This is a genomic window from Streptococcus sp. 3.1, from assembly GCF_016648915.1.
In the GTDB taxonomy this organism is placed as follows: Bacteria; Bacillota; Bacilli; order Lactobacillales; family Streptococcaceae; genus Streptococcus; species Streptococcus salivarius_E.
In genome coordinates, this window is sequence record NZ_JACLQV010000020.1 from 11,744 (window position 1) to 38,481 (window position 26,738).

8 protein-coding genes and 1 pseudogene are annotated in these 26,738 nt (G+C 40.4%); 1 reads left to right on the plus strand and 8 read right to left on the minus strand.

The window, feature by feature from the left end:
* Window positions 1–207: 207 nt before the first annotated feature.
* From H7U02_RS09790 to H7U02_RS09815, 6 genes are all read right to left on the minus strand, one after another.
* Entirely contained in the window at window positions 208–879 is a 672-nt protein-coding gene (locus H7U02_RS09790; protein WP_002886929.1) for a hypothetical protein, read from the minus strand.
* Entirely contained in the window at window positions 860–1,669 is an 810-nt protein-coding gene (locus H7U02_RS09795) for a hypothetical protein (RefSeq protein ID WP_073687980.1), read from the minus strand. The genes H7U02_RS09790 and H7U02_RS09795 overlap by 20 nt, the downstream gene beginning before the upstream one ends.
* Window positions 1,663–2,379 (minus strand): ABC transporter ATP-binding protein, encoded by a 717-nt coding sequence (locus H7U02_RS09800; RefSeq protein WP_002886924.1) that lies wholly within the window; start codon window positions 2,377–2,379, stop codon window positions 1,663–1,665. Before H7U02_RS09800 ends, H7U02_RS09795 begins: the two co-directional genes overlap by 7 nt.
* A gap of 666 nt (window positions 2,380–3,045) precedes the next feature.
* Window positions 3,046–3,795, minus strand: coding sequence for an MBL fold metallo-hydrolase (locus H7U02_RS09805; RefSeq protein ID WP_201043278.1), 750 nt, complete (start codon window positions 3,793–3,795; stop codon window positions 3,046–3,048).
* Between the two features lie 269 nt (window positions 3,796–4,064).
* On the minus strand, window positions 4,065–8,048 hold the full coding sequence (locus H7U02_RS09810; RefSeq protein WP_201043279.1) for a mucin-binding protein: 3,984 nt from the start codon (window positions 8,046–8,048) through the stop codon (window positions 4,065–4,067).
* A gap of 778 nt (window positions 8,049–8,826) precedes the next feature.
* Entirely contained in the window at window positions 8,827–13,179 is a 4,353-nt protein-coding gene (locus H7U02_RS09815; protein WP_110981529.1) for a glycoside hydrolase family 70 protein, read from the minus strand.
* Window positions 13,180–13,769: 590 nt separating this feature from the next.
* Here H7U02_RS09815 and H7U02_RS09820 point away from each other — a divergent pair.
* The gene (locus H7U02_RS09820; protein ID WP_110981530.1) at window positions 13,770–14,189 is read left to right on the plus strand and encodes a hypothetical protein; all 420 of its coding nucleotides are present in this window, start codon (window positions 13,770–13,772) and stop codon (window positions 14,187–14,189) included.
* 203 nt (window positions 14,190–14,392) lie between these two features.
* Here the strand turns inward: H7U02_RS09820 and H7U02_RS11720 are convergent, their stop codons facing one another.
* On the minus strand, window positions 14,393–23,323 hold the full coding sequence (locus H7U02_RS11720; protein WP_201043281.1) for an accessory Sec-dependent serine-rich glycoprotein adhesin: 8,931 nt from the start codon (window positions 23,321–23,323) through the stop codon (window positions 14,393–14,395).
* A gap of 272 nt (window positions 23,324–23,595) precedes the next feature.
* Window positions 23,596–26,664 (minus strand): annotated as a pseudogene (locus H7U02_RS09830) (LPXTG cell wall anchor domain-containing protein); the annotation flags it as partial.
* Window positions 26,665–26,738: the final 74 nt, after the last annotated feature.

Below are 26,738 nucleotides of genomic sequence, written 5' to 3' on the forward strand. Positions count from 1 at the left end.
TTGAATATATTGTAACATAATTAAAAATCGAAAATACATTTCAAAATTAGCATATAATTTATAGTTCAATAAATTGAGCTTCTAGCAAATCTCAATAGTGCTTATTTTTAAGTAACAGAATATGTGTTTCAAAGTCTTGTATCTCTTTTTCAATCAATCTATCTAAATTTGATGTTGTCTCATCTAATAAAGCAATCTTTATTTGACTTACTTTAAAAATTCCTTTCGAATAAGGTAATAACTAGTAAGGAATAATCCAATAAGCCAAATTATGAATACAATAAAACGCATTATAGAATAGTTTGTATGTATTAGCTGAAAAACTAAATCATATATTATTACACTTGAAGCTATTGGTATAACCCTATCTATAAAAGGCAACACCAGTATAGGAAATAATAGCAAAATTGCAAGTGCAATCATTGAATTACCACATAAAAAGGAAAAAGAGTAACCCGCTAAAAAGTATATAACTGAACCAAACAAGTAGTAATAAAAATTTACTTCACTATGAGTACCCTGACTAAATATCATTACTATTAAACCTGCTAATAATGACTGTGTTAGACATTCTAGTAGGTCTATTAATAATATATATAATGTAGCTTTCACCCTACTTCCGTTGTTCAGGTAAACTTGCTTATAACTTTGTGTTTTCAATTCTACACTTGCATTTAAAACTCCATTCCCTAAAAAAGAGAACGATATTATAGTTAATAAGACAGAACTGCTAAAAGTGATAGAATCACCATTAACTTCGAATTTTAGGTATCTTAATAAACTTATTATAATAACAAATACTAACTGAAATAATAAATAAACCTGTACAGGTAATAAACTATATTTTTTATAAAACAAGCTATGCAATTGGCTTTTCATTCTTCTTCCCCCATTTTATTTTTTCTAAATAAAATAAACAAATCGTCGTAAGGAAAGTTTCAAATAGTAAAAGAATCGCTCCATATACTTGAGTTGTCTGACCGGCTTCGATCCTACCAAAAGCAAAAGACTTAGCTCCAATTAAAGGTAATAAATTATCTAAAATAGGAGAAATTGCCCTAAGTATGCCTGATAAAGAGAAAACTAACAACAGAACTATCACAATCAAAGAAGGAATTGATCTTTTTGTTATTTTTACAAGTAATAGAGAGAGTAAATTTAGTGTAATTGTAAAAGCTACTATTCTAATAAAAACATCAAGCATTAAGCCTATAGACAGAATACTTTGTAACTTACTAACTAACATGAATTTTAGAAGTAATGCATTTAATAAAAACAACGTAAAAGTCGTCGTTATTGAAATAGCAATTATACTAAATATCTGTGAAAACAATCTTATTTTCCAGTTAGCACAAATTAGTGATGAAAACTCATCCTCACCAAATTGATAATCAGTTGCTAGAATTAATGCTGACAATATAGGCAAAAATAATACGGTTGCTTGATACGGAGATGATAATATAGCATCTCTCACCGTTCTATAGGGAGTTTCAATTATATTTGGATCAATATTTACTGAGTTTGCAGCACCGGTGTGTAGTGCATTAATGACTTGAATATTTTGATAGGTAAAAAACAAACTAACTACAACTAAGATAAATAATCCCATTTTAAATAAAGTTAGATGGCTATATTTATATAAATACCCCTTTATAACTTGACTTAACATTTTACACTACTCCTTTCGTGTATAGAGCTAAAATAGGCGTTTTCAAAACTATCATATTGCTTCAATACTTGCTCACGTTTATCATTTAGAACAACGTGACCATTTGAAATACCTACAACTCTATCTACGGTTAATTCAAGTTCGCTCATATAATGGCTAGTTAATAATACTGTTTTTTCTTGTTTCACAAAGTCTTTGAGAAACTCTCTTAACCAACGGATTCCCTCTGGGTCTAAACCATTAATAGGTTCGTCTAAAATCAAAATATCTGGGTCTGCAAGTATTGCTGTTGCTAAACCTAATCTCTGCTTCATTCCTAAAGAATAATCTTTGATTTTTTTCTTACCAACATCTTTTAATCCAACAATTTCTAAACATTCAATACAACGTTGCTTACTGAGTCCACAAGAAAGTGCAATCCATCTTAATTGCTCATAACCAGTTCTACTTGGATAAGGTTGATAACTATCTAAAAAAGTTCCTACTATAGAGATTGGCTCAGCTCCTAACTCACTATATGTTGTTCCCAAAATAGTTGCCTTTCCACTATCAGCTGACTCCAATCCTAATAGTATTTTTATTAGGGTTGATTTTCCAGAACCATTAGGTCCTATCAAACCAGTAATCTCACCTTTATTAGCATGAAAAGTTATATTTGATAATACAACTTTGTCATCATATGTTTTATTTAAATTAGTAATATTAATCATTTTGTTTTCCTTTGACGAATAGAACCTTTTGAAATTTTGACAAACTAATGCTCTCACCAATAGGTTTACCATCAAGTTCCACCCATGCATATGCAATAAAAGAGGAAGTTTTAAAATCTGAAACCCAATCTGGAGAACGTCTTGTTATAGCGAAGGTACCTTTCACTATAATTGTAGTTTATCAATATATTTTCGGAAAAAAATCAGAGTTAATAGTTTTACATATTTTTAATTTAAAAATATTCTGAGATAGTCTTTAAACATCTGATTTTAGATAAGAAATAATCCACAAAAAAATCCCAAGTGCACAAGGCAACTTGAGATTTTCTTTGGCGTTATAATCTCTACTGTAGTGGTTCAAACTACAGTAGAGATTATAGAGCTTTTTGAGTGTACACAAAAAGTCCCATAAGAACTATAATGAAAAGCGACCAAGCCATCATTAGGAAGAACTTATGAGACTTATTAAGAATACCACAGAATCAATCGGAATTAAAGACCAAAACATCAAGATTTCACTTGTTTTTGAAACTAACACTCATATCTAGATTCAAGCAAAACTCGATTATCCTGAACCATCATACCCTCATTACCAAGGGAAGGCTAATTTGCTTTTGTGGCGCAAAACTCCCATACAAAAGTATGTAAAGTCTTTATTCTACTTAATTATATATCGATGGTCTCACCAACAGCTAAAACCCTATAACCTGCTGTTTCAACTTCATTTTTAGTTGTCTTGTAATGACTATAATCATCAATATGAATGGGATAAATTCTTTTAGGTTGAAGGAGATCATTCATTCGGTTTAACATTTTTAAGTCCATGGTAAATGGTCCACCAAATGAACCTGATTTTACAGCACCTAAATTAGCAAAAATAGCATCGATATTTTTAGGGACATTTTTGGTTAAGTCTGGGTACAAAACAGTATCACCGGTAAAATAAATGACTTTAGTTTCTGACGAAGTGGTAAATGTTAGTTGATAGCCATTTACCTTACCAACTATCTTTCGCATGATGTAATTACTGGCATGATAAGCCGGTAATGCTTTTATGGTGATACAATAGTCAGCGACTTGAAATGCTTGTTCTTCTCCCCATCTTAAAACACTATTATTTAAACATGGCACCCCATCTAAAATTTTCCTATTAGGAGAAATGACCGTCTTCTCTTTCAGATAATCTTTCCCTACATCATCCAAATGATCTTGATGCCCATGAGTAATTAGCCATACATCAACTTTGCTAAGAAGAGACTCATCCTTATAAACATCAGTTTGTTTCTCGGAGACAAATCCTTTAAACTGAACTAAAGTTCCCTTAGGAGATAAGTCAGGATCAATTCCAATATGAAATTGATTATCAATGGAAATGACTCCACATGCAACGCCACAATAAGTAAACGAAATAGACATAGTACCTCTTTTTATAACGACCATGAATTGAAAAACCAGTCATTAACAATAATGGAATGAGCATTTAAGTGCATAGCTCTTGTAACTAGATTATAGTTTTTATCATCACTTTTATCAATACCAGCGTATGTTCGACACCTTCTTTTACGTTTAAAATACTTAGTTTCCACATACCTCAGTTAACCAATCCACAAAAAAATCCCAAGTGCCATAAGCAACTTGAGATTTTCTTTCTGTCTGGGCATGCCTGAGACATTCAGGTCTTTATATTATTTGTCTTTTTGATCTTTGTGATCTTTCTTATTTTTCTTCTTACGTCCGTTGCGGCCAAGTCCTAGACCTGTTACCGATACGGTGAAGCCTGCGATATTGATGGTTTCTTCAATCTTACCTTTGCTTGCTTCTTCCTCATTTGAGAGATTAATTGGCATCTTGTGTTTAGAGCCTTTACCCTCAGCTTGACTTGAAACAGGTGCTTCAAAGTCATCGCCTGGTCCATAAGTGACTGGTCCATCATGAGATTCCTCTTGCTCTTCGACTTGATCGAGAACTTCTAGGTCTTGAACCTCTTCAACAACGATATCGTCTGCCTTGTTTTCTTTAGGTTTACCATTGATATCGCCTGTAAGCGGGATATAAACAACAGTTTCTTCAAGGTTACGTTGACCAACGGTCTTACCTTCAACCTTATCCTTATCAGCGCTGTAGCCTTCTACTTCTGGTGTGATGACTGTTTCAAACTGACCTTTATTTGAAGTCCAGTAGCTTGAACCAAGCTCTTCACCTGTAACCTTATCAATGGTCAAACTACGTGTCCATTGAGCGGTTTGGATGTTATTAGCAGGAAGTTCTGCTTGTCCATCGCTAGATGTGTAGAGAACTGTGAAGGTTACATCTTTAATATAGCTTTCACGTTCTGGCCATTTAGCACCATCAGGATTTGCTGGGTTGATTGGTGTACCAGCTTCTTGGATGTTATCTGGACCTACTTGAACGGTACCATGACGAAGGGTAACCATGAAGTTTTGGTCAACATGTGAATCACCATCAAAGATAACACCGTTTGTGAAGCCATCTGCAAGGAGGGTATAACCACGATCACTGTAGTACTTGATGCGCTCGATTGTTGAGTAATCGATAACTTCGCCTGATTTACCAAGCAAGTCGACCACTTCAAGTTTCTTACGAGTTGTACCGTCAACATAAGTGACTGTAGCTTTCTGAGCATCCTTGAGGTAAGTAACCACTTCCATGATTTCAGGAGTTTCCACAGAAACATCTGTCATTTCAGCGACTTCTATACGGTCTGGTGTGAATCCGACAACCTCTGGTGAAGGAACAGCTGAGAAGCCAGCTTGAGTACTTGACCATGCTTCATAATTGATAGCACCTGTCACAAGGTTAACATTAGCCAAACGTTTGAAATCAAGAACTTCAACGTAGTCGTCGCTAGCCAAACCACCTTCTTCGAAGACATACTGGATGGTACGTGTCACATCGGCACGGTTTTCAAGCATCTCTACGCTATTTGGCCAAACTGGGCTATTCACATCATTTGGATCTACGACTTCACCTGCAACTGGTGCTGGCATATCTGGGTCGATAAGAACCAAACGTTCACGAAGAACCACTTCGAAGACTTGGTCAAAGTCAGAGTCACCATTGTAAGTGTGGTCAAAGGCTTCTGCATAACCATCGTTGACAAGTTCATAACCTTGTTTGAGCAAGTTTGCGATTTGTTCATCAGTAGAGTAGTCAATCTTCTCACCTGAGCTTCCGACAACAACATCACGAGTCAATTCTGACTTATCAAGCTCATTCATGTAAAGGATAATAGCTTTTTGCTCATCCTTAGCATAAACCACGTTGGTATCTTGACCTGGGTGCTCTGGAGTAATAAAGGCCTTTTCAGAAATGTAACCAAGAACATCTGGAACGACTGTTTCCATAGCCATGGTTGGATCTTCAGGATCGTTGTTGTAGCTTGGAGTAGGTGCATTTTCGATTGGTGTACCATACTCATCTACTGGAATAATCTTACCAAGTTCTGTGTAAGTAACAGTATCTTCCACTTCTGGAAGGTCTGGGCGAACTTCAAGACCACCAGCTTGACGTTTATCTGCATAGAAGCCTTCAACTACTGGAACTTCTACAACATCATAAGTGAAGCTGTCTTGATCCCAAGTGCTTGTTTGTTCCACTTGGTTAAACTTACCGTGGAAGCTGAAGCTATCTTGAATGTTGATAACTGGATCTTTGTAGCCTGCACCTTGGAAGGTAACCGTTTGTTTCGTATCCTGTGTAATATCATCCAAGATTGGTTCGTAAACCAAGGTTTGATCCAGGCTGAGGTCAATTGGCAATACCAATTCACTTTCAGCTTGGTAGCCAGCAACTTGTGGTGCTGGTGTTTCAATAACTTGCGTAGCATCTTGAGGATCATTAGCATAATGAACTGGTTCTGCATCCGCGATTGGATTACCAAAGGTATCAACAGGGATAATCTTACCAAGCTCTTTATAGGCAACACTATCTGTTGCTTCTGGTTTATCAGGTGTAACAACCTGCATACCAGCAACTGCCTTGTCCGCAAAGTAACCTTCGATAACTGGAACATTGACTTTAGCGAAAGTATAGCTGTCTTGATCCCAAGTGTAAGTATCTTCTGCTTGGTTGTACTTACCAGTGAAGCTGAAGTCAGACTGAATATTAACAGACGGTGTTGCTTCGCCAGCTCCTTTGAAGAAGACAGTTTGCAAGGTTGGTTGCGTGACATCCTCTAGAATTGGAGCATATTCGACAAGAATATCGTCTGTCAAGCTCTCAGGCATGACACTTTGTTGCATTGGACGGTAACCCGGAATGTGAGGAACAAGTGTCTCACTAACCTTAGTTGGGTTATTGGCATCATTGTTAAAGGTTGGCGTTGGAACGTTTGGAATCAAGCGTCCATTCGCATCAATAGGAATGATCTTACCAAGTGGAACGTAGGTAACGGTTTCTTCTATATTATCTTCAGTAACATCTCTACCCTTAACTTCTACTCTATCCGCAAAATAGCCTAAAACAACTGGTGCATAGATATCATAATATTTGGTTTTGTTTGGAGACCACTCTGTCTCATCAACAAGCTCACCTGTAACCTTGTCGAAGGTAAGAGTACGCACCCAATAAGCCTTTTGCACATCAGCATTTGGCAAATCCGCATTGCCATCTGTACTTCTGTAAAAGACTGTGAAGCTTACTTCTTTTTCGTAAGCATACTTAGATGGCCATTTAGGTCCATCTGGATTATTAGGATTGATTGGAGTATCTGGGACTTGTTCATTTTCAGGTCCCACCTTAGCAACATCGTGTTGCAAGAGGACAAACCACTCTTGATCATCAATATCCTTATCATCAAAAATGGCATCTTTAGGGAATTCATCCTGAATCAAGTCATATCCCATGTCCTTGAAAGTCTTGATACGTGTTGCTGTCCCGTATTCAATCGCTTCACCCAATTCACCGGTCAACTGGTCACTAACCAAGTAAGCACCGGTAGTTTCATCAATATAAGTGATGCTGGCTTTCTTGAAAATTTTACGATACACAACCGGAGTGTCCGCTCCTGGTTTGTTCGGTACTACACTTTTAATATCTGTCATATAATCTTGAACAGCTGGTGTTGCTGTCTCACCCGCCTTTCGTGGATCTTTTTTGTTATTGTTATACTGCTTAGTCAAAGCACCTGGAATATATTCCCCATCTTCTGTCACAGGGATAATGCGTCCCAATTTCCTATAGGTCACATGTTCCGTTACCGTTGGCACATAGGGCGTGACAACGTTAAAACCCGCTTCCTTTTGGTCAGCGAAATAGCCCTGGACAACTGGTACCGATATCTTAGGATAGGTATAACTGTCCTTGTCCCATTCGATTAAACCAGTCTTCCTATCCCTAGTCCCTGTGAAGACATGGTTTTCCATGACTTCAGGATCTGGAGTTTGCGAATCCGCTCCTTGAAAAATAATCTCTTGCTTAGATGGAATCCTCACGGTTTCCGATTGAGCATGATTATCAAAGAGAACTTCGTCAGCTCTGGCAAAATCTAATGGAGAGGGGGCACCGTGGTCAGAGCGACTTTTTGGGTTAGTCAATAATTTAGAAAGATCTATAGTATCAACTAAATCAGAGTGCGCTGATTTATGTGCAATATGCTCTTCGGCAGTTCTTGCTGCTGCTTCAGTCGCATCTTCCCTATAGGCTCTCAAAAATACTCCCCCTTTCTTCTTTTTATGAGAAATAAAATCCTATACTTGCTAAGTTCTCATGGAAATCTTTTCTATTAAGATTTCATTTTCCCTCGGAGAAGCTAACAAGTTCTTATCAAAGATTAAAATTTTTGATATCTCTTATATATACTATAATACGAGAATCGAATTTTTACAAGTAAGGTGTAAGAACTTTAATCATTTTAACCCCTAAGTGAAAAAATAGTGCTTTAATGTGCAATATCTATCAAGTAGTTTATGAAAGTGACATCAAAATGAGATTACCCCGATAACTTAAATGATGAGTCTTTAATGGAGCTTTCTCTCCCTAAAGACACTCTCATAAGAAATAGACTATAAACTATCACAACTACTTCTCATCTTTGAAAGACTAGAACCTTACCTCAGTTGTAAGGGAACAACCTAAGAGAATGGCACAGAGAAGGTCTGTGCCTAGTCCTCGACTATGGAATGCCAATGAATAACTAGCATTACTTTTAGTATAGATTGACTTTTACGCTTCGTCAATAGATTGGAACCATTTAATGAAATTCCCCAGTTTCTCAAGTTTCTCGTATTAAGTTATAAATAACTAATAGCTTTTTTAGCATGATTACTTTTTCATGGAACTACAGATGTAATGATTACTATCAGACTATCATGACTAACTCAAGATGGTTTTAAAATCACTTGTTCAGCCATCATTAAATCCTTAACGAAATCCGAACATGCCATAAAAACCGAGACTACTGTCTCGGTTCATACAGTTTGGAAACGATTAGATTTGTCCTCGGCCTTGAGCGTCAAAGTAAACCCACCATCCTGGACTCACTTCAACCCAACGGTTAACAGCCATCTCACCTGAATTTGGATCATAGTAACGAACAACGCCGTTCACACGAACCAAATGACCTTTGATTTGCTTACCATTGTTATCAAAGAGGAGGTTTTGACCATTGATAGTAACCATGCCTTTGACAGCATTACCATTACCATCGAAGTAATACCAGCTACCATCGATTTCATGGAATTGATTACGGTAAAGCTCACCTGAATTTACATCATAGTAACGAAGGTTGCCATCAACATTAGCCAAAGCACCTTTCACTTGACGACCATTTTGATCAAAGTAGAGGTTTTGACCATTGATATTTTGTGAACCTTTTACGGCTGCACCATCATTATTGAAGTAAGCCCAAACACCTGGTTCGATTTCTGCGAATCGGTTGCGAGCCAATTCACCTGAGTTAGCATCATAGTAACGGATAGTACCATTCTCATTAACAGTACGCCCTTTAACTTGGACACCATTGTTATCGAAGAAGAGTTCTTGACCATTGATGTTTTGGTGACCTGTCACACGTTTACCATTACCATCGTAGTATGCCCAAACGTTATTACCAATTTGTACGAATTGGTTGCGGCCTGATGTATTGTTATTGTTGTTATCTGGTTTTGGATCTTGTTTACCGTTTGCATTCAAGACACCGTTTTGGTCGTAGTAGAATACTTGACCTCTACGGTTTTGACGGTAACCATCACGCAATTGCACCCCATTAGCGAGGAAGAAGTATTGTTTACCATCGATAGTCTTTTCACCGATTGCCATGCGACCTGAGTTATCAAAGTAGTAAACATTTCCGTCGTTATCTTTGATAAAGGCATTCTTAGCACGTTTGCCATCGTTATAACGATAGTAAACACTGCCCCAGCTCTTCTCAAACTTACCACTACCATCACCGTTTTGGTTGTCGTTGTTAGTAGATTGGTTGCTTCCGACTACTTTTGGAAGGCTAACTTTACCACCATTTGTACCGTAGTAACCACTTAGACCATTCTTAAGCACGTACTCTGAACCACGGTCAAGAATGTTAGTACCATTCATGTACTTCGCAGACCACTGTGTGATCTTCTCGTCAGTAGTCATACGTTTACCAGTAGAGATTTGAACACGATCAAAGATTTGTGGGTAAAGACGTTTCAATTCATCAAGGAAGGCACCACCATATTTACCTTGGTAGTCGTTACCAAAAGTACGTGTCTTAGCAGCGTAGAGGCTATGATTGATGATTGCTCCATCTTTAGTTTCACCATAGTTATTAACACGAGTTGCTGTAACCACTTCATCACCTGGAAGGTTATAGATTTGGTCTGGAACCCAGTCAGCAATCGCTGAGATACCTACAGCGTGGAGTGATTTAAGAGCTGCTTTCAAGTCAGCCAATGAACCGTACTTATTGTCCTTACTCATAGCAATATCATAACGGTCTGTAAAAGCATAACCATTTTGGATGACTGAGTCAAGGAAGCTACCATCATCACTTGAAACGTACTGTGGTGCAAATTCAAATGATGTGATACCCCATGATTTGAAGAGGTTTGCATTTTCAGCAATCTTCTTATTAGTGTATTGTGATGAATCTTGGACGAAGTCTTGGAAGTTAGAGAAACCTTCGTAGATAACTTGTGAATCAAGGGCAGCATTTGATTCATAAACCAAACCACTGCTGTTCTTTTCTTTACTTGGTGCTACACGCACGTCTTGACTTTCAGAAGCACCTACTGGTACCCAAACTGCAAGGTAACCATCAACTTGAGGGTTACGGATACCACGGATTTCGTTTGCATTAAATGTCAAATTACCGTTACCATCAGTGTATTTGACAATGCCGTTAGCATCGCTATCATTCAAGTAAGTAGCCACACCATCGTTTGTTGTCAAAAGCAATGGACGATAAGCTTGGTTACGGTGAGCCGCACCCATGTTAATTGTCAAGTTGCTTGTCAAACGAAGGGCAGGTTGGTTTGAAACGATAACTGCCATACCTTGGTTACGTGTTTCTGCTGTACCAGTATCAGAAGCACTATTAGCCCCTGTACCATAACGTACAGATGTCAAGACACCTGCAGCATCCCAACCATTAGTATTACCATAACCGATGTAGTTAACCTTCATATCTTGACCACCGGCTGCATAGCGGATACGGCCTTTCAAGAGGGTTTCAATAGCATCATAATATGGTGATTTTTGGGCCATATATTGACCATCATCTGTGTACATGTCACCATAGTAAACACGTGGCACAGTGTCCTTATGCGTAAGCATCAAGGCGTATGCTGATGGAATATTATATTGTGTGTATTGCTTGTTAGCACTACGCATGTCTCTGTTGTAGATTTCAAAGGCTTTCTTCATTTCATCAAGCGTGAAGGTATTCCCTGTTGATTGAGGGTTGATTTCATTTTTGATGATTTGACCAATGATTGATTGTACCTCTGAATCGTGAGCACGAACAAAGGCGTAGTTAGCCATGCGTTTAGAGTTTTTACCACTTTCAGAACGGTCATTGATACTATTTGAAATAAGTGGTTCAACTCCTGAGCGGTTACCAATTGGACGCAAGAGTGAATATACCAATGCTAAGTGCATAGGGTCATCCATTGGCAATTGGGCACCTTTAGTGTCTTCATTGTAGTATGGGTCATTGTGAGACCACGCTTCCAAGATAGACATGTGTTTAATGGCTTGATCTTGGCTTTGGTCAGAACCATACTTAGCTTTGAAGTAATCTGAAGCAATTTGAAGAAGGTCAGCATTGACATTATCCACGGCATCGACACGAACACCATCGAAGTTTTCATCTTCAGAACCACCAGTAATAGTACCGATGTTCATGATGTAGTGGAGCCAGTTCAACTGCTCAGCTTGAACCGCTGGGTTTGAGTTGTCGATATCATTAGCCAACAAGAACTCGAAACCACCGTTACTTGTATCCTTAGTATACTTAGGATTGTGTTTACCTGTTTGGCTAGTTGGTGTGCGGTTCAAGAGACGATAATCAGAATTAGCATGGCTTGTACGACTATCGTTGTTATAGAGAAGGGCACCACCTTGCAAGTGATCGCTGTTATCAAGATTTTCAGAAGTTGAATTCCAACCTGGTTGGGTCTTCACGAAATTTTTGATAGTTGTACGCAACCAGTCAGTGTTACCTTCACGCGCAATACGTTCTTCAATACGTTTTTGAACTTCAAGCGCTGCTTGGTCCATTTGAGTTTGTGAGCTGAATGACGTATAGGTCTGATTGGTACCGAGACCTTGCTCCTTCATGTAGTTGAGGTAGCTCGCTTGGATAGCCTTGCTTGGCCACCAAACCGTAAGCAATGGACGTTTGTCATTTTCAGTTGAGGCAGTCCACTCTTTACCATCTTTCAAGATTTCTTTTGGACGGTACCATGTGTTGGCAGTAAAGTAACCATCAACAAGTTCGATATCTTTATCAGTTGTACCATAAAAGGCATTCTTATCGCCATTTACAGTAACGTTTGTGTTTGTGCTATCAGCTGATGAACCTGTTCCACCGTTCTTATCGAAGCGGTATTCTTTTTGGTTAGACAATTCACCAGTTTCAGCATTAAAGTATTGGCTTCCGCCGTTACGTTCAAGGACATAGTTCTTACGAATAGTACCGTCATCTTCAACGTAGTATTGTTTACCATCAATTGTTTTGATGTGACTTGGACCATCAGTTACGACATTGTTAGTTGCTGGAAGGTCGTTGTTTACTACTGTGACAGTATTGTTGGCATTATTTGTATTGCCGTTAACTGGGGTAGCACGACGGCCTCCTGTAGGACCACGTCGAGCACCAGTCGCACGACGTTCACGTGTCGCTGCGCGATCAGTAACTGTTGTTGTGTCAGTTGTAGTGTTGTTATTTGTCGTATCAACAGCTGTATCATTGGTTGCTGTTGTATCTGTTGTAGTTGCCGCACGATCAGTACCGACAGTCGCTGCCGTATCAACAGCATTCGCTGCAACTGTATTTGTTGTATCAGTTGTCAAATCGAAAGTTGCTGTTGGAGCTGCTTGGTCAGTTGCGACATCATTTGTCGCTGCAACTGCTGTAGTTGGATCCTGAGCAGCCGTTGTATCGTTAGATACAGTACCCGTATCAACAGTAATATCGGGGATGGCTACAGTAGCATCCGTATGTTCGTCGGCCTGAACGACACCGTCGTTAGTTCCTAAAGAAACCGCTGAGACTGCACCGAGCGACATTCCTGTAACTGCGATGGTTACCCATTGTTTCTTAACTTTGTGCATTTTATAATGTACTTTTTTGTCCATAATAAAAAGACTCCTTTTTCCCATTTATAGCTTCATTCTAAATCATTGAAAGCTTTTTTTCAATAAGATTTGATAAATTTTCATAATTTTTAGAAAAGTCCTTTTGTTGTTTTAATGACATTAGCTTTAAATGAGTGTTTAAAAATATAAAAATGGTCATTTTAGTCATTGAGAAACAGAAAACTGACACTCTATGGCTATTTAGAATGATTATTGATAAGGTACTTCTTTTAATGGGATTACAAGGAAATCTAATGAAAATTCACAAAATCCTTAAGGCACTTCTCTAAAAGCGACAAAAAATACCATCCTTACCAAACCATTAGGTCTGTTAAAATAGGGTCTTTTTTAGACTATCTTCTCATACAAAATCTAAATTCTAACTATCTAAGCTATTCCCTTCTTACTGAGGTTTAAGAGTTTCAAGTTCGGTCACTATAGTGCCACAAAAACCAATCACAGAGCGATAAATCGTCTCAAAAAAATAGCTCAAAATCTTATCTATCCTGCTGAAACGAAGGAAAAAGGAGTATAATGAAGATGAAAAGAAATAATCTATTTAGACACAAATAGAGGGGAAGGTGAGAAAGATGTCAGAACAAAATACAAACTTCAACACGAAACAAGATAAGGTAACGACTGGTCAAGAGGTCACTAAGTCAGACCTCATTAAGAAGAATGCTCCTGACAACAGTCTTGCTTCTGTTCTCCTTGCAGCCGCATTTTATTCAGCTATTGTTTATCTTGCCATGTTTTGTTTAAATCCTTGGGGAATACTTTTGATGATTTTCCAAGCACCTAGCTTGATTTGTTACATAATAGCAACCATCTTAGTATGGAAAGGGCGTAAAAAAGGTAATAAAAACTTCTTAAGCACAAGTATTGGTTTTTATATTGTCTCAATCCTTTTGGCTAATGAGGCTTTTCGATATATACCAATTATGTTAACTATTCTCGTAATAGTGGGGACTGTGATGTATAAACAAGATAATGAGCAAGACAACAAATAAGAGACCATGTTCAAGTGGTCTCTTATTTTTATGTAGTCATTTGTATTTCAAAAGGTCAGTTCCATTTTGAAACTTTCACAACATCTCCAAATCAAAAAACACCTCTTAGCTAGAATGGTTATCTAACATGAAGGTGTTTTTTATTGTGCTTATCTGAGCATTGTAAAGACTTTTACAATCCTGAAATACGAATAATCTTCGTCCTATTCTTCATTTTTCTTACGTTTGGCAAGAAAGGCGAGACCTGTTACAGTTGCCAAAGCACCAAATGCCATTGACAATGATGAGTTTTCCTCACCAGTCTTAGGAAGCGCTTGGCTACCACGTTTGTGCTTAGGATTTTTCACTTCAGAAGTTGATTCTGAGGCACTCAATGAGGCAGACACCGAAGCTGATTCAGATGCGCTTACAGATTCTGAGACAGAGACTGAAGCAGATGTGCTTGCGCTTTGCAACTCGTTCAATGACACAGACTCGCTTGTAGAAATCGAAGTACTTACTGAGGCTGATTGTGATTCACTCAATGAGACACTCAATGATGTTGAAATACTTGTTGAAGTACTTGTGCTTTCAGAGGCACTCAAGAATGCTGATGTAGAAGCTGACTCTGATACTGAAACGCTTGATGAAGCTGATTCTGAATGATTTACAATGTTTGAAATTGATTCAGAGATTGAAGTTGAAACAGAGATAGATTCTGAAGTTGAAATTGATTCTGAGACTGAGATGCTAGCTGAAGTTGATTCAGATACGCTTACTGATTCTGACGCTGAGACTGAAGCGGATGCGCTCGTTAATTCTGACGCTGAGACTGAAGCAGATGTGCTTGCTGATACAGACGCACTTGTTGATGCAGAAACGGAATTAGAGATTGATTGTGACACTGAAACTGAAGCGCTCAATGATGCCGACTCTGATTCGCTGACTGATTCTGACACTGAGGCTGAGACTGAAGCGGATGTGCTTACGGATTCTGATGCAGACACTGAAGCGGATGTGCTCACTGACGCTGAGACAGAAACTGATGTGCTTGCTGACTCATATGCAGAGACTGATGCAGAAACGCTTGATGATTCTGACACAGACACACTTGCACTTTGTGATTCACTCAACGATACAGACTCACTTGCAGAAATCGAAGCACTTACTGAGGCTGATTGTGATTCACTCAATGATGCTGACTCTGATACAGAAACTGATGCACTCGCTGACGCTGACACTGAAGCAGATACGCTTGATGATTCTGATGCAGATGCTGAAACTGACTCAGATGCACTTGCTGATTCTGATGCAGAGACTGAAGCGGATGCGCTCGCTGACGCTGACGCAGATGCAGATGCACTTGTTGATTCTGACTCTGATACAGAAACTGTTGTGCTCGCTGACTCTGATGCACTTGCTGATTCTGAGGCGCTCGCTGACGCTGAAGCAGATGCTGAAGCAGATTCAGATGCGCTTACTGATTCTGAGACAGAGACTGAAGCGGATGTACTTGCTGATTCTGACGCAGAGACTGATGCAGATACGCTTGATGATTCTGACTCTGATACAGAAACTGATGTGCTCGTTGATTCTGATACAGAGACTGAAGCGGATGCACTCGCTGATTCCGATGCAGATGCCGAAGCGGATGCGCTTGATGAAGCTAACTCAGATACTGAAACGGATGTGCTGACTGACGCTGACTCAGAGGCTGAAGCTGATTCAGATGCGCTTACTGATTCTGAGACAGAGACTGAAACTGATGTGCTTGCTGACGCTGACTCAGAGGCTGAAGCTGACTCAGATGCACTTGCTGATTCTGATGCAGATGCCGATTCAGATGCACTTGTTGATTCTGACGCAGAGACTGAAGCGGATGCTGAAGCAGATTCAGATGCGCTTACTGATTCTGAGACAGAGACTGAAGCGGATGTACTTGCTGATGCTGAAGCAGATACAGAAACTGATATGCTTGCTGATTCTGATGCAGATGCTGAAGCTGACTCAGATTCACTTGTTGATGCAGACTCAGAATTCGAAACTGATTGTGATTCACTGATTGAAGCACTTACAGATGTACTTTCAGAATTAGATACTGATTGTGAGCCTGAAACAGATGCACTCAATGACGCCGATTCACTCAATGATACTGAGTTAGATGTTGAAATTGATTCACTAGCTGAAATGAAGCTTGAAGCCGAGTTCGAAATAGATTCAACAGTTGAAATGATTGCAGAAATTGAAGCACTGAAGGCTTGAGACTGGCTTTCAAATACAGAAGCACTCAAAGAGCTTGATGTACTCAATGATTCTGATTCAGAAGCCGAAACTGACGCACTTGTACTTCGAGATTCACTCAATGATGCTGACTCACTAGCTGAAACTGAATTCGATTCTGATTGCGAAACTGAGTTTGACTCGGATTGTGATGTCGACGTTGACTCGCTCTCTGAAGTCGAAACTGAATTTGATTCCAGCTGTGATGTGCTTACTGATGCACTTTCTGACGCAGAAACTGAATTTGACTCGGATTGTGAAGCTGACGTTGATTCACTTACTGAGGCTGATTCTGAATTTGAGGCAGATTGTGATTCTGATACTGATTCACTTACTGAGGCTGATTCTGAATTTGAGGCAGATTGTGACGCTGATGTTGACTCACTTTCTGAAGTAGAAACTGAGTTCGACTCGGATTGTGACTCACTAATTGATTCTCTGACTGAAGCTGACTCTGAATTAGAAACAGACTGTGATTCTGAAATTGATTCACTTTCTGAAGCGGATTCGGAGTTAGACACTGATTGTGATTCTGAGATTGACTCACTTACCGAAGCTGACTCTGAGTTTGATTCAGACTGTGATGTTGACGTTGATTCACTTTCTGAAGTCGAAACTGAGTTTGACTCGGATTGTGAAGCTGATGTTGATTCACTTTCTGAAGTCGAAACTGAGTTTGATTCGGATTGTGTCATTGATGTTGATTCACTCTCTGACGCTGATTCAGAGTTTGATACAGACTGTGATTCTGAGATAGATTCACTTACTGACGCTGACTCTGAAGTTGAAGCAGACTGTGATTCTGAAATTGAAGCACTTACTGACGCTGAAGTTGAGTTTGACCCTGATTGCGACTCAGAGATTGATTCGCTTACAGACGCGGATTCTGAAGTAGACAATGATTGTGATTCTGAAATCGACTCACTTGCAGATGCAGACTCGGAATTAGACAATGATTGTGATTCGCTTACTGATGCACTTTCTGAAGCGGATTCGGAGTTTGAAACGGATTGTGACTCAGATACTGAAGCACTCTCTGAAGCGGATTCAGAATTTGAGACAGATTGCGATTCTGAAACAGACACACTTACTGAGGCTGAAACTGAATTTGATACAGACTGTGATTCAGAAACTGACGCACTCTCTGAGGCTGATTCAGAATTAGACACTGATTGTGATTCGCTTACTGATGCACTTTCTGAAGCGGATTCGGAGTTTGAAATTGATTGCGATTCGCTTACTGATTCACTCTCTGATACTGACTCTGAGTTTGATACTGATTGCGACTCAGACACAGATGCACTCTCTGAAGCGGATTCGGAATTTGATACAGACTGTGATTCAGAAACTGACTCACTTTCTGAAGCGGATTCGGAATTTGATACAGATTGTGACTCTGAAATTGATTCACTTATTGAGGCTGATTCTGAGTTTGAGACTGATTGTGATGTTGATGTCGACTCGCTCTCTGAAGCTGACTCGGAATTAGACACTAACTGTGATTCTGAGATAGATTCACTTAATGACGCTGAAACTGAGTTTGATTCTGATTGTGACACTGACGTTGATTCACTCTCTGAGGTAGAAACTGAATTCGATTCGGATTGTGAAGCTGATGTTGATTCACTCTCTGAAGTTGAAACTGAATTCGACTCGGATTGTGACATTGATGTTGATTCACTCTCTGAAGTTGAAACTGAGTTTGATTCTGATTGTGACGCTGACGTTGATTCACTTACTGAGGCTGACTCTGAATTAGAAACAGACTGTGATTCTGAAATTGATTCACTCTCTGAAGTTGAAACTGAGTTTGATTCTGATTGTGACGCTGACGTTGATTCACTTTCTGAAGCTGAAACTGAATTCGATTCGGATTGTGAAGCTGACGTTGATTCACTCTCTGAAGTCGAAACTGAGTTTGACTCAGATTGTGACGCTGACGTTGACTCACTCTCTGAGGTAGAAACTGAATTTGATTCCAGCTGTGATGTGCTTACTGATGCACTTTCTGAAGCTGACTCTGAGTTTGAAACTGATTGTGACTCAGATACTGAAGCACTCTCTGAAGCGGATTCAGAATTTGATACAGATTGTGATTCTGAAATTGATTCACTTACTGAGGCTGACTCTGAATTTGAAACCGATTGTGACTCAGATACTGAAGCACTTTCTGAAGCTGACTCTGAGTTGGAAACAGACTGTGATTCAGACACTGACGCACTTACATAGGATGACTCAGAAGTTGATACTGATTGTGATGTCGACGTTGAGGCACTTTCTGAAGCTGAGACTGAATTTGACTCCAACTGTGATGTTGATGTTGACGCACTTACTGAGGCTGAAGTTGAGTTCGACTCAGACTGAGATGTTGAAGTTGAGGCACTTTCTGAAGTAGAAACTGAGTTTGACTCGGATTGTGATGCTGATGTCGACTCACTCTCTGAAGTCGAAACTGAATTCGATTCCAGCTGTGATGTGCTTACTGATGCACTTTCTGAAGCTGAAACTGAATTTGACTCGGATTGTGATGTTGACGTTGAGGCACTTTCTGAAACTGAGACTGAGTTTGACTCGGATTGTGATGCTGATGTTGATTCACTCTCTGAAGTCGAAACTGAGTTTGACTCAGATTGCGATGTTGATGTTGATTCGCTCTCAGAGGTAGAAACTGAGTTTGACTCGGATTGTGATGTCGACATTGACTCGCTCTCTGAAGTCGAAACTGAATTCGACTCGGATTGTGACGCTGATGTTGACTCACTTTCTGACGATGACTCGGAAGTTGAGGCAGATTGTGATTCTGAAATTGATTCACTTTCTGACGATGACTCGGAAGTTGAAACAGACTGTGATTCCGAAACTGATTCACTTACTGACGCTGATTCTGAATTTGAAACAGACTGTGATTCTGAAATTGATTCACTTTCTGACGATGACTCGGAAGTTGAAACAGACTGTGATTCCGAAACTGACTCACTCTCTGAAGTTGAAACGGAATTCGACTCTGATTGTGATTCGCTTACTGAAGCACTTTCTGACGATGACTCTGAGTTTGAAACCAATTGTGATGCTGAAATTGAGGCACTTACTGAGGCTGATTCGGAATTAGACACTGACTGTGATTCTGACACAGATTCACTCTCTGAAGTTGACTCTGAGTTTGAAACTGATTGTGATTCTGAAACTGATTCACTCTCTGAAGCTGACTCGGAAGTCGAGACTGATTGCGATTCAGACACTGATGCACTCGCTGAGGCTGATTCGGAAGTTGAAACAGACTGTGACTCTGAAACAGACGCACTCGTTGAAGCTGACTCACTTTGTGAGACACTAGTCTTCAAAGACTCACTCAAGGAACTTGAAACACTTGCTGATTTCTCAACACTCAAAGATGCACTCGTTGAAGCTGACTCACTTTGTGAGACACTCATCTTCAAGGACTCACTCAAGGAACTTGAAACACTTGCTGATTTCTCAACACTCAAAGACGCACTCGTTGAAGCTGACTCACTTTGTGAGACACTCGTCTTCAAGGACTCACTTAATGAGCTTGAAACACTTGCTGATTTCACGGCACTCAAAGATGTGCTTGTTGAGGCTGATTGACTTTGTGAGACGCTTGTCTTCAAGGATTCACTCAAAGAACTTGAAACGCTCTCCGATTTCACGACACTCAAAGATGTACTTGTTGAGGCTGATTGACTTTGTGAGACGCTTGTCTTCAAGGATTCACTCAAAGAACCTGAAACGCTCTCCGATTTCACGGCACTCAAAGATGTACTTGTTGAGGCTGACTCACTTTGTGAGACACTAGTCTTCAAGGACTCACTTAATGAACTTGAAACTCTCTCCGATTTCACGGCACTCAAAGATGTGCTTGTTGAAGCTGACTCACTTTGCGAAACGCTTGTCTTCAAGGACTCACTTAATGAGCTTGAAACACTAGCTGATTTCACGGCACTCAAAGAAGCACTCGCTGAGGCTGATTGACTTTGTGATTTTGAAACACTCTGTTGTGCTGATAAACTCAAGGAACTTGAAACACTTGCTGATTTCTCAACACTCAAAGAAGCACTCGCTGAGGCTGACTGACTTTGTGATTTTGAAACACTCTGTTGTGCTGATAAACTCAAGGAACTTGAGACACTTTTTGAAGCAACCGTGCTCAATGAAAGGCTGGTCGATGCAGACTGCTTAGTGGACTCACTTCGACTTTGAGAAATCGATTCCTGCTTAGACTGACTGGCACTTTGCGACACTGACTGGCTGTGATCACTATCCGACAATTTCACCGTCACAACATTCGTCGTACTATCCTTATAAGTAATCGTTACCGTTCCATCGCTATTAACCGTATAAGACTTAATACGGTTTGCAACCTCTGGATTCAAGGCCGACACAGCCGCAATAATTTTGCTTTTATCCGAATCTGTCAAGGCAGTCAGACTTGTCACCTGAATAGTGCTTGTCGGTGCCACACCCGGCGTACGATCTGCTAATCGCCCCTGAGTAATACGAATCTCACCCAAGCCATTTGGACGATTCATATTTGACGCATTGTCAATAGCAGCAACATTACGTTGCCATGTGTTTCGGAAGGAATGGTAAAGATCATCTTTCAAATGAATGGTCGCTGTGATGTTTGCAGGATTGTCACTCGTTGCTGTGATATCTCCCGTAATCGGTGCAATATTACCTGTTCCATACTGGCTACTACCAAAGAAATTTCCGTTCAAGGCATTGTCATTCAAGTCGGCTCTTGCAACGACTTTCATTTCTTTAAGCTTACCACTGTCATCTGTAGCCGTGAAAGTCAAAACAGCATCATCGCCAGCATAGATGGTATAGTTTTTCCCGCCACCTTCAAGAGGCGTAGACTCAGGTTCCACACCATCAACAGTCAACTTGGCCGTCACTTCAGGACGCGTTCCGTCCGTTACAGCCACGGAATTGCTGGCATCTGAATACACCGCATAATCATCATACATGATGCGAGCTTTAGCTGTTACACCACCCGTTTGTAACTTAACTGTCGGCGTCACAATCGCTTGCCCCGAAGCATCTGCAACTGCTGTTCCCACTTCGTCGTCATTATTGTATAGAACGACTGTAGAACCTGGCTCAGCACCTGTCACCGTTACAGGTGTCTGTGTATATGCCTTGTCCAATAATCTCGTTTCAACTGTTGGTGCTGCAAGTCGCTTCACTGGAGCAGTAACATCATTAGTGGTGTTATCTTTATAAGTAACGGTCACCACACCAGATGCTGAAACCGAATAAGATTTAAAGTCCTTTGAAGTGGCAATATTTGGTTTGGCAGTCTTAAAAGCCTCCCAAACCTTATCTTTTTCGGCTTGAGCGAGATTACTTGTGTCATTAACAAAAGTACTCGTTGTCACAGCCGTAATCGGGTTTCGAATGCCATCATTTTGTGGCAAAACCTGAATACGAAGCGTACGTGTCACTGACTGCTTAGCCGTATTAGTCACTACAAAAGAAACATTATAAATTTTCCCAGGCGTTACGACTTCTGTCTGGCCAACAGTTCCAAAAATATTAAAGGCAACTGCACTATTTTTCAATGCAGAGGTCTGAGGCACGTTGATGCCATTCACTCGATCACTACCAGAAGCGTAGCCAATGCTTTTAATACTATTTCGTGTAGGAATGGTTTCAACAACATTATAAGCCTGATTGATGTAGTCAGAGTTATAAACAGAAATCAAGGCATTATTAGCTAGCCCTAAATTATACTGGGGTGCACGGAGATTACTATTAGCATCAATACGAGAACCATTACGAGGATCACGCTGACCAGATGTCGCACGAAGCACTGCATTGGCAAGACTATTTCTTGCCTGACGAGCCTGAGTAATCGTAGAAGCCACATCACTGTCACGATTAGCCAGACTGACACGAATGGCATCCAATGCTTTATCTCCCTTGAGAATAGCAGCATCCGTATTTGGCAAATCAACAGCTTGAGCTTTATAGGTATAAATGTCTAAGGCTAAATCTTTGAGTCGCTTTTCTTGCTCTAAACGCTCAGCATCAGCCACAACTGAGGCAGCTAGCAGACCAGTCGCCGTATCTGACAATTGGCGATTAGTTTGAACTTCGGATGTTAAGGAAGCGTTTAACAAGGTTGACTCCGAGCTGACAAGGGACATCCCTACTTTAGTGTCGCTACTACTATCACTCTTGCTAACTGACTGAACAGATGTACTTGTACTATGCTCTGATGATTTTTCAGCTGCGCTCTCTGACAGACTATGTGAAGAGGAATCCGTCTGACTTACTGATTCCGACTTAGAAGCTAATGAAGCTGACAAGGAAGCAGAAAGCGAGGCACTCAATGACAAGGATGTCGATCTTGAAGCTAATTCAGAAGCAGACACCGACTGGCTGCGTGATAAAGACTCACTCAAAGAAGCCTCCGAAGTCTGACTTGACGTAGTTTCTGATGACTCTTGACTATTTACTTGACTCTCTTGGACACTGGACACAGACTCCATATTTCCAAGAACAACGGAATCAGATGCAGCCAAGAGATCAGTCTTAGCTCCTGCTTCACTTTCCAAAATCGGCTGATCAGTCATTTCATCCGCATGAGCTACTTGAGTCACAACAGAACCACCTAACAAGGCCCCCGTTGCAAGCGCTCCCTTAAGCAGTGTCTGACCTGAAAAAACAGGTGCATCCACCTCTACCTGATGGGCAGCAACAGACGGTGTATCCACACCCCCTCTAAGCACCTTGAAAAGACCAAAATTCGACGTCGCCGCACGAAGCCAGTGCTTCCCTGACTTAACCAATTTAAAGCGTGTCACACGATCGGTTTCACGATATTGACCTTCATTCCTTCTAAAAAACATATAAACTCCATTTATTTTTGATTAAAACACTCCTTTAAATTTTATCATAAAATTAAGCAAAAAATCTCATTTCGAGATTGCTTTCTAGCGATTAATCCTTTCTTTCATATCTCTAAAAATACGATAATAATGGTAACCCTAAGACTTATTAAAACTATTTGTATTTTTAGAATATCAGACTAAAAAAATCCCCTACCAATTAGGAAATCACTCTAATCGATAGGGGATATTTGATTATCTTGCTAAAAGATAATGATTAAACTTACTAAGACTTAGAAGTCTTCACTTTCTTCTTCATCTTTCTTACGTTTAGCAAGAAAGGCGAGGCCTGTTGCAGTTGCCAAAGCACCAAATGCCATTGACAATGATGAGTTTTCCTCACCAGTCTTAGGAAGCGCTTGGCTACCACGTTTGTACTTAGGATCTTTCACTTCAGAAGTTGATTCTGAGGCACTCAATGAGACAGACACTGAAGCACTTGTTGAGGCAGAGGTTGAAAGACTTGCTGAAGTACTCAATGATGTTGAAGCACTTGTGCTTTCAGAGGCACTCAAGAATGCTGATGTAGAAGCTGACTCTGATACAGAAACTGATGTACTTGCTGATTCAGAGGCGCTCGCTGAGGCAGACACTGAAGCAGATTCAGATACGCTTACTGATTCTGACGCAGATACAGAAACTGATGTGCTTGTTGATTCTGACGCAGATGCTGAAGCAGATACGCTTGATGATTCTGACGCTGATACAGAAACTGATGCGCTCGCTGACGCTGACTCAGATGCAGAAACTGATGCGCTTGCTGATTCTGAGGCAGATGCTGAAGCTGACTCAGATGCACTTGCTGAGTCTGATGCAGAGACTGAAGCTGATGTGCTTGCTGATTCTGATGCAGATGCTGAAGCGGATGCGCTCGCTGACGCTGACACTGAAGCAGATTCAGATGCGCTTACTGATTCTGACGCTGAGATTGAAGCGGATGCGCTTGCTGAGACTGACGCAGAGACTGATGCAGATGTGCATACTGACTCTGAAGCGGATGCACTTGCTGAGTCTGATGCGCTCGCTGAGACTGACTCAGATACTGAAACGGATGTGCTTGCTGATTCTGACGCAGATGTTGATGCTGACTCTGACGCGCTTGCTGATTCTGATGCTGATGCTGAAGCTGACTCAGATACAGAAACTGATGTGCTTACTGATTCTGATGTAGATACTGAAGCGGATGTGCTTGCTGATTCTGATGCTGATGTTGATGCTGACTCAGATGCGCTTGCTGATTCTGATGCAGATGCTGAAGCTGATGCACTTGCTGAGTCTGATGCGCTCGCTGAGACTGACTCAGATACTGAAACGGATGTGCTTGCTGAGGCTGACGCAGATGTTGATGCTGACTCTGACGCGCTTGCTGATTCTGATGCTGATGCTGAAGCGGATGTGCTTGCTGATTCTGATGCTGATGCTGACTCAGATGCACTTTCTGAGGCTGATGCAGATGCTGAAGCTGAGGCACTTGCTGATTCTGATGCAGATACTGACTCAGATGCACTTGCTGATTCTGATGCTGAGACTGAAGCGGATGTGCTTGCTGATTCTGATGCTGATGCTGACTCAGATGCGCTTGCTGATTCTGACTCTGATACAGAAACTGATGCGCTTGCTGATTCTGATGCAGATACTGAAGCTGATGTGCTTGCTGATTCTGATGCAGATGCTGACTCAGATGCACTTGCTGATTCTGATGCAGAGACTGAAGCTGATGTGCTTGCTGATTCTGATGCAGATGCTGACTCAGATGCACTTGCTGATTCTGATGCAGATGCTGAAGCTGACTCAGATGCAGATGTGCTTGCTGAGGCTGACGCAGAGACTGATGCAGATACGCTTGATGATTCTGACTCTGATACAGAAACTGATGTGCTTGCTGACGCTGACTCTGATACAGAAACTGATGTGCTCGCTGATTCTGATGCAGAGACACTCGCTGAGGCTGACGCTGAAAGTGAGTTGGAAACAGACTGTGATTCTGAGATAGAGGCACTTGTTGATGCAGACTCAGAATTTGAAACTGATTGTGATTCTGAAACTGATGCACTTACAGATGTACTTTCAGAATTAGATACTGATTGTGAGCCTGAAACAGATGCACTCAATGACACTGACTCACTCAATGATGCTGAGTTAGATGTTGAAATCGATTCACTTGTTGAAATGAAGCTTGAAGCAGAGTTCGAAATAGACTCAACAGTTGAAATGATTGCAGAAATTGAAGCACTGAAGGCTTGAGACTGACTTTCAAATACAGAAGCACTCAAAGAGCTTGATGTACTTAATGATTCTGATTCAGAAGCCGAAACTGATGCACTCTCTGACGCTGATTCTGAGTTAGACACTGATTGTGATTCACTTACTGACGCACTTTCTGAGGCTGATTCTGAGTTTGATACTGATTGTGATTCAGAAACTGATGCACTCTCTGACGCTGATTCTGAGTTTGAAACAGACTGTGATTCAGAAACTGACGCACTCTCTGACGCTGATTCTGAGTTTGACACTGATTGTGATCCACTTACTGACGCACTTTCTGAGGCTGACTCTGAGTTTGAAACAGACTGTGATTCAGAAATTGATTCACTTACTGACGCTGACTCTGAGTTTGAAACAGACTGTGATTCAGAAACTGATGCACTCTCTGAAGCTGACTCTGAGTTTGAAACAGACTGTGATTCAGAAACTGATGCACTCTCTGACGCTGATTCTGAGTTTGATACAGACTGTGATTCTGAGACAGACGCACTTGTTGATACTGACTCTGAGTTAGACACTGATTGTGATTCTGAAATTGATTCACTTTCTGAAGTTGAAACTGAGTTTGACTCGGATTGTGAAGCTGACGTCGATTCACTCTCTGAAGTTGAAACTGAGTTTGATTCGGATTGTGAAGCTGATGTTGATTCACTCTCTGAGGTAGAAACTGAATTTGACTCGGATTGTGATTCTGAAATTGATTCACTTTCTGAAGTAGAAACTGAGTTTGATTCGGATTGTGATGTTGACGTTGACTCACTCTCTGAAGTAGAAACTGAGTTCGATTCTAATTGTGACGCTGACGTTGATTCACTTTCTGAAGTCGAAATTGAGTTTGACTCGGATTGTGATGTTGACGTTGATTCACTTTCTGAAGTAGAAACTGAGTTTGAGTCTGATTGTGATGTCGATGTTGATTCACTTTCTGAAGTAGAAACTGAGTTTGACTCGGATTGTGATGATGAAGTTGAGTCACTTTCTGAAGTAGAAACTGAGTTTGATTCTGATTGTGACGCTGAAGTTGAATCACTCTCTGAAGTAGAAACTGAGTTTGAATCTGATTGTGATCTAGAAATAAATTAAAAATATGAGGTAGAAACTGAGTTTGATT

Excerpts from the sequence above, each read along its gene's own strand:
- H7U02_RS09800 (WP_002886924.1), bottom strand. The coding sequence starts at position 2,379 with ATGATTAATATTACTAATTTAAATAAAACATATGATGACAAAGTTGTA.
- H7U02_RS09820 (WP_110981530.1), top strand. The coding sequence starts at position 13,770 with ATGTCAGAACAAAATACAAACTTCAACACGAAACAAGATAAGGTAACG.
- H7U02_RS09790 (WP_002886929.1), bottom strand. The coding sequence starts at position 879 with ATGAAAAGCCAATTGCATAGCTTGTTTTATAAAAAATATAGTTTATTA.
- H7U02_RS11720 (WP_201043281.1), bottom strand. The coding sequence starts at position 23,323 with ATGTTTTTTAGAAGGAATGAAGGTCAATATCGTGAAACCGATCGTGTG.
- H7U02_RS09805 (WP_201043278.1), bottom strand. The coding sequence starts at position 3,795 with ATGTCTATTTCGTTTACTTATTGTGGCGTTGCATGTGGAGTCATTTCC.
- H7U02_RS09795 (WP_073687980.1), bottom strand. The coding sequence starts at position 1,669 with ATGTTAAGTCAAGTTATAAAGGGGTATTTATATAAATATAGCCATCTA.
- H7U02_RS09815 (WP_110981529.1), bottom strand. The coding sequence starts at position 13,179 with ATGGACAAAAAAGTACATTATAAAATGCACAAAGTTAAGAAACAATGG.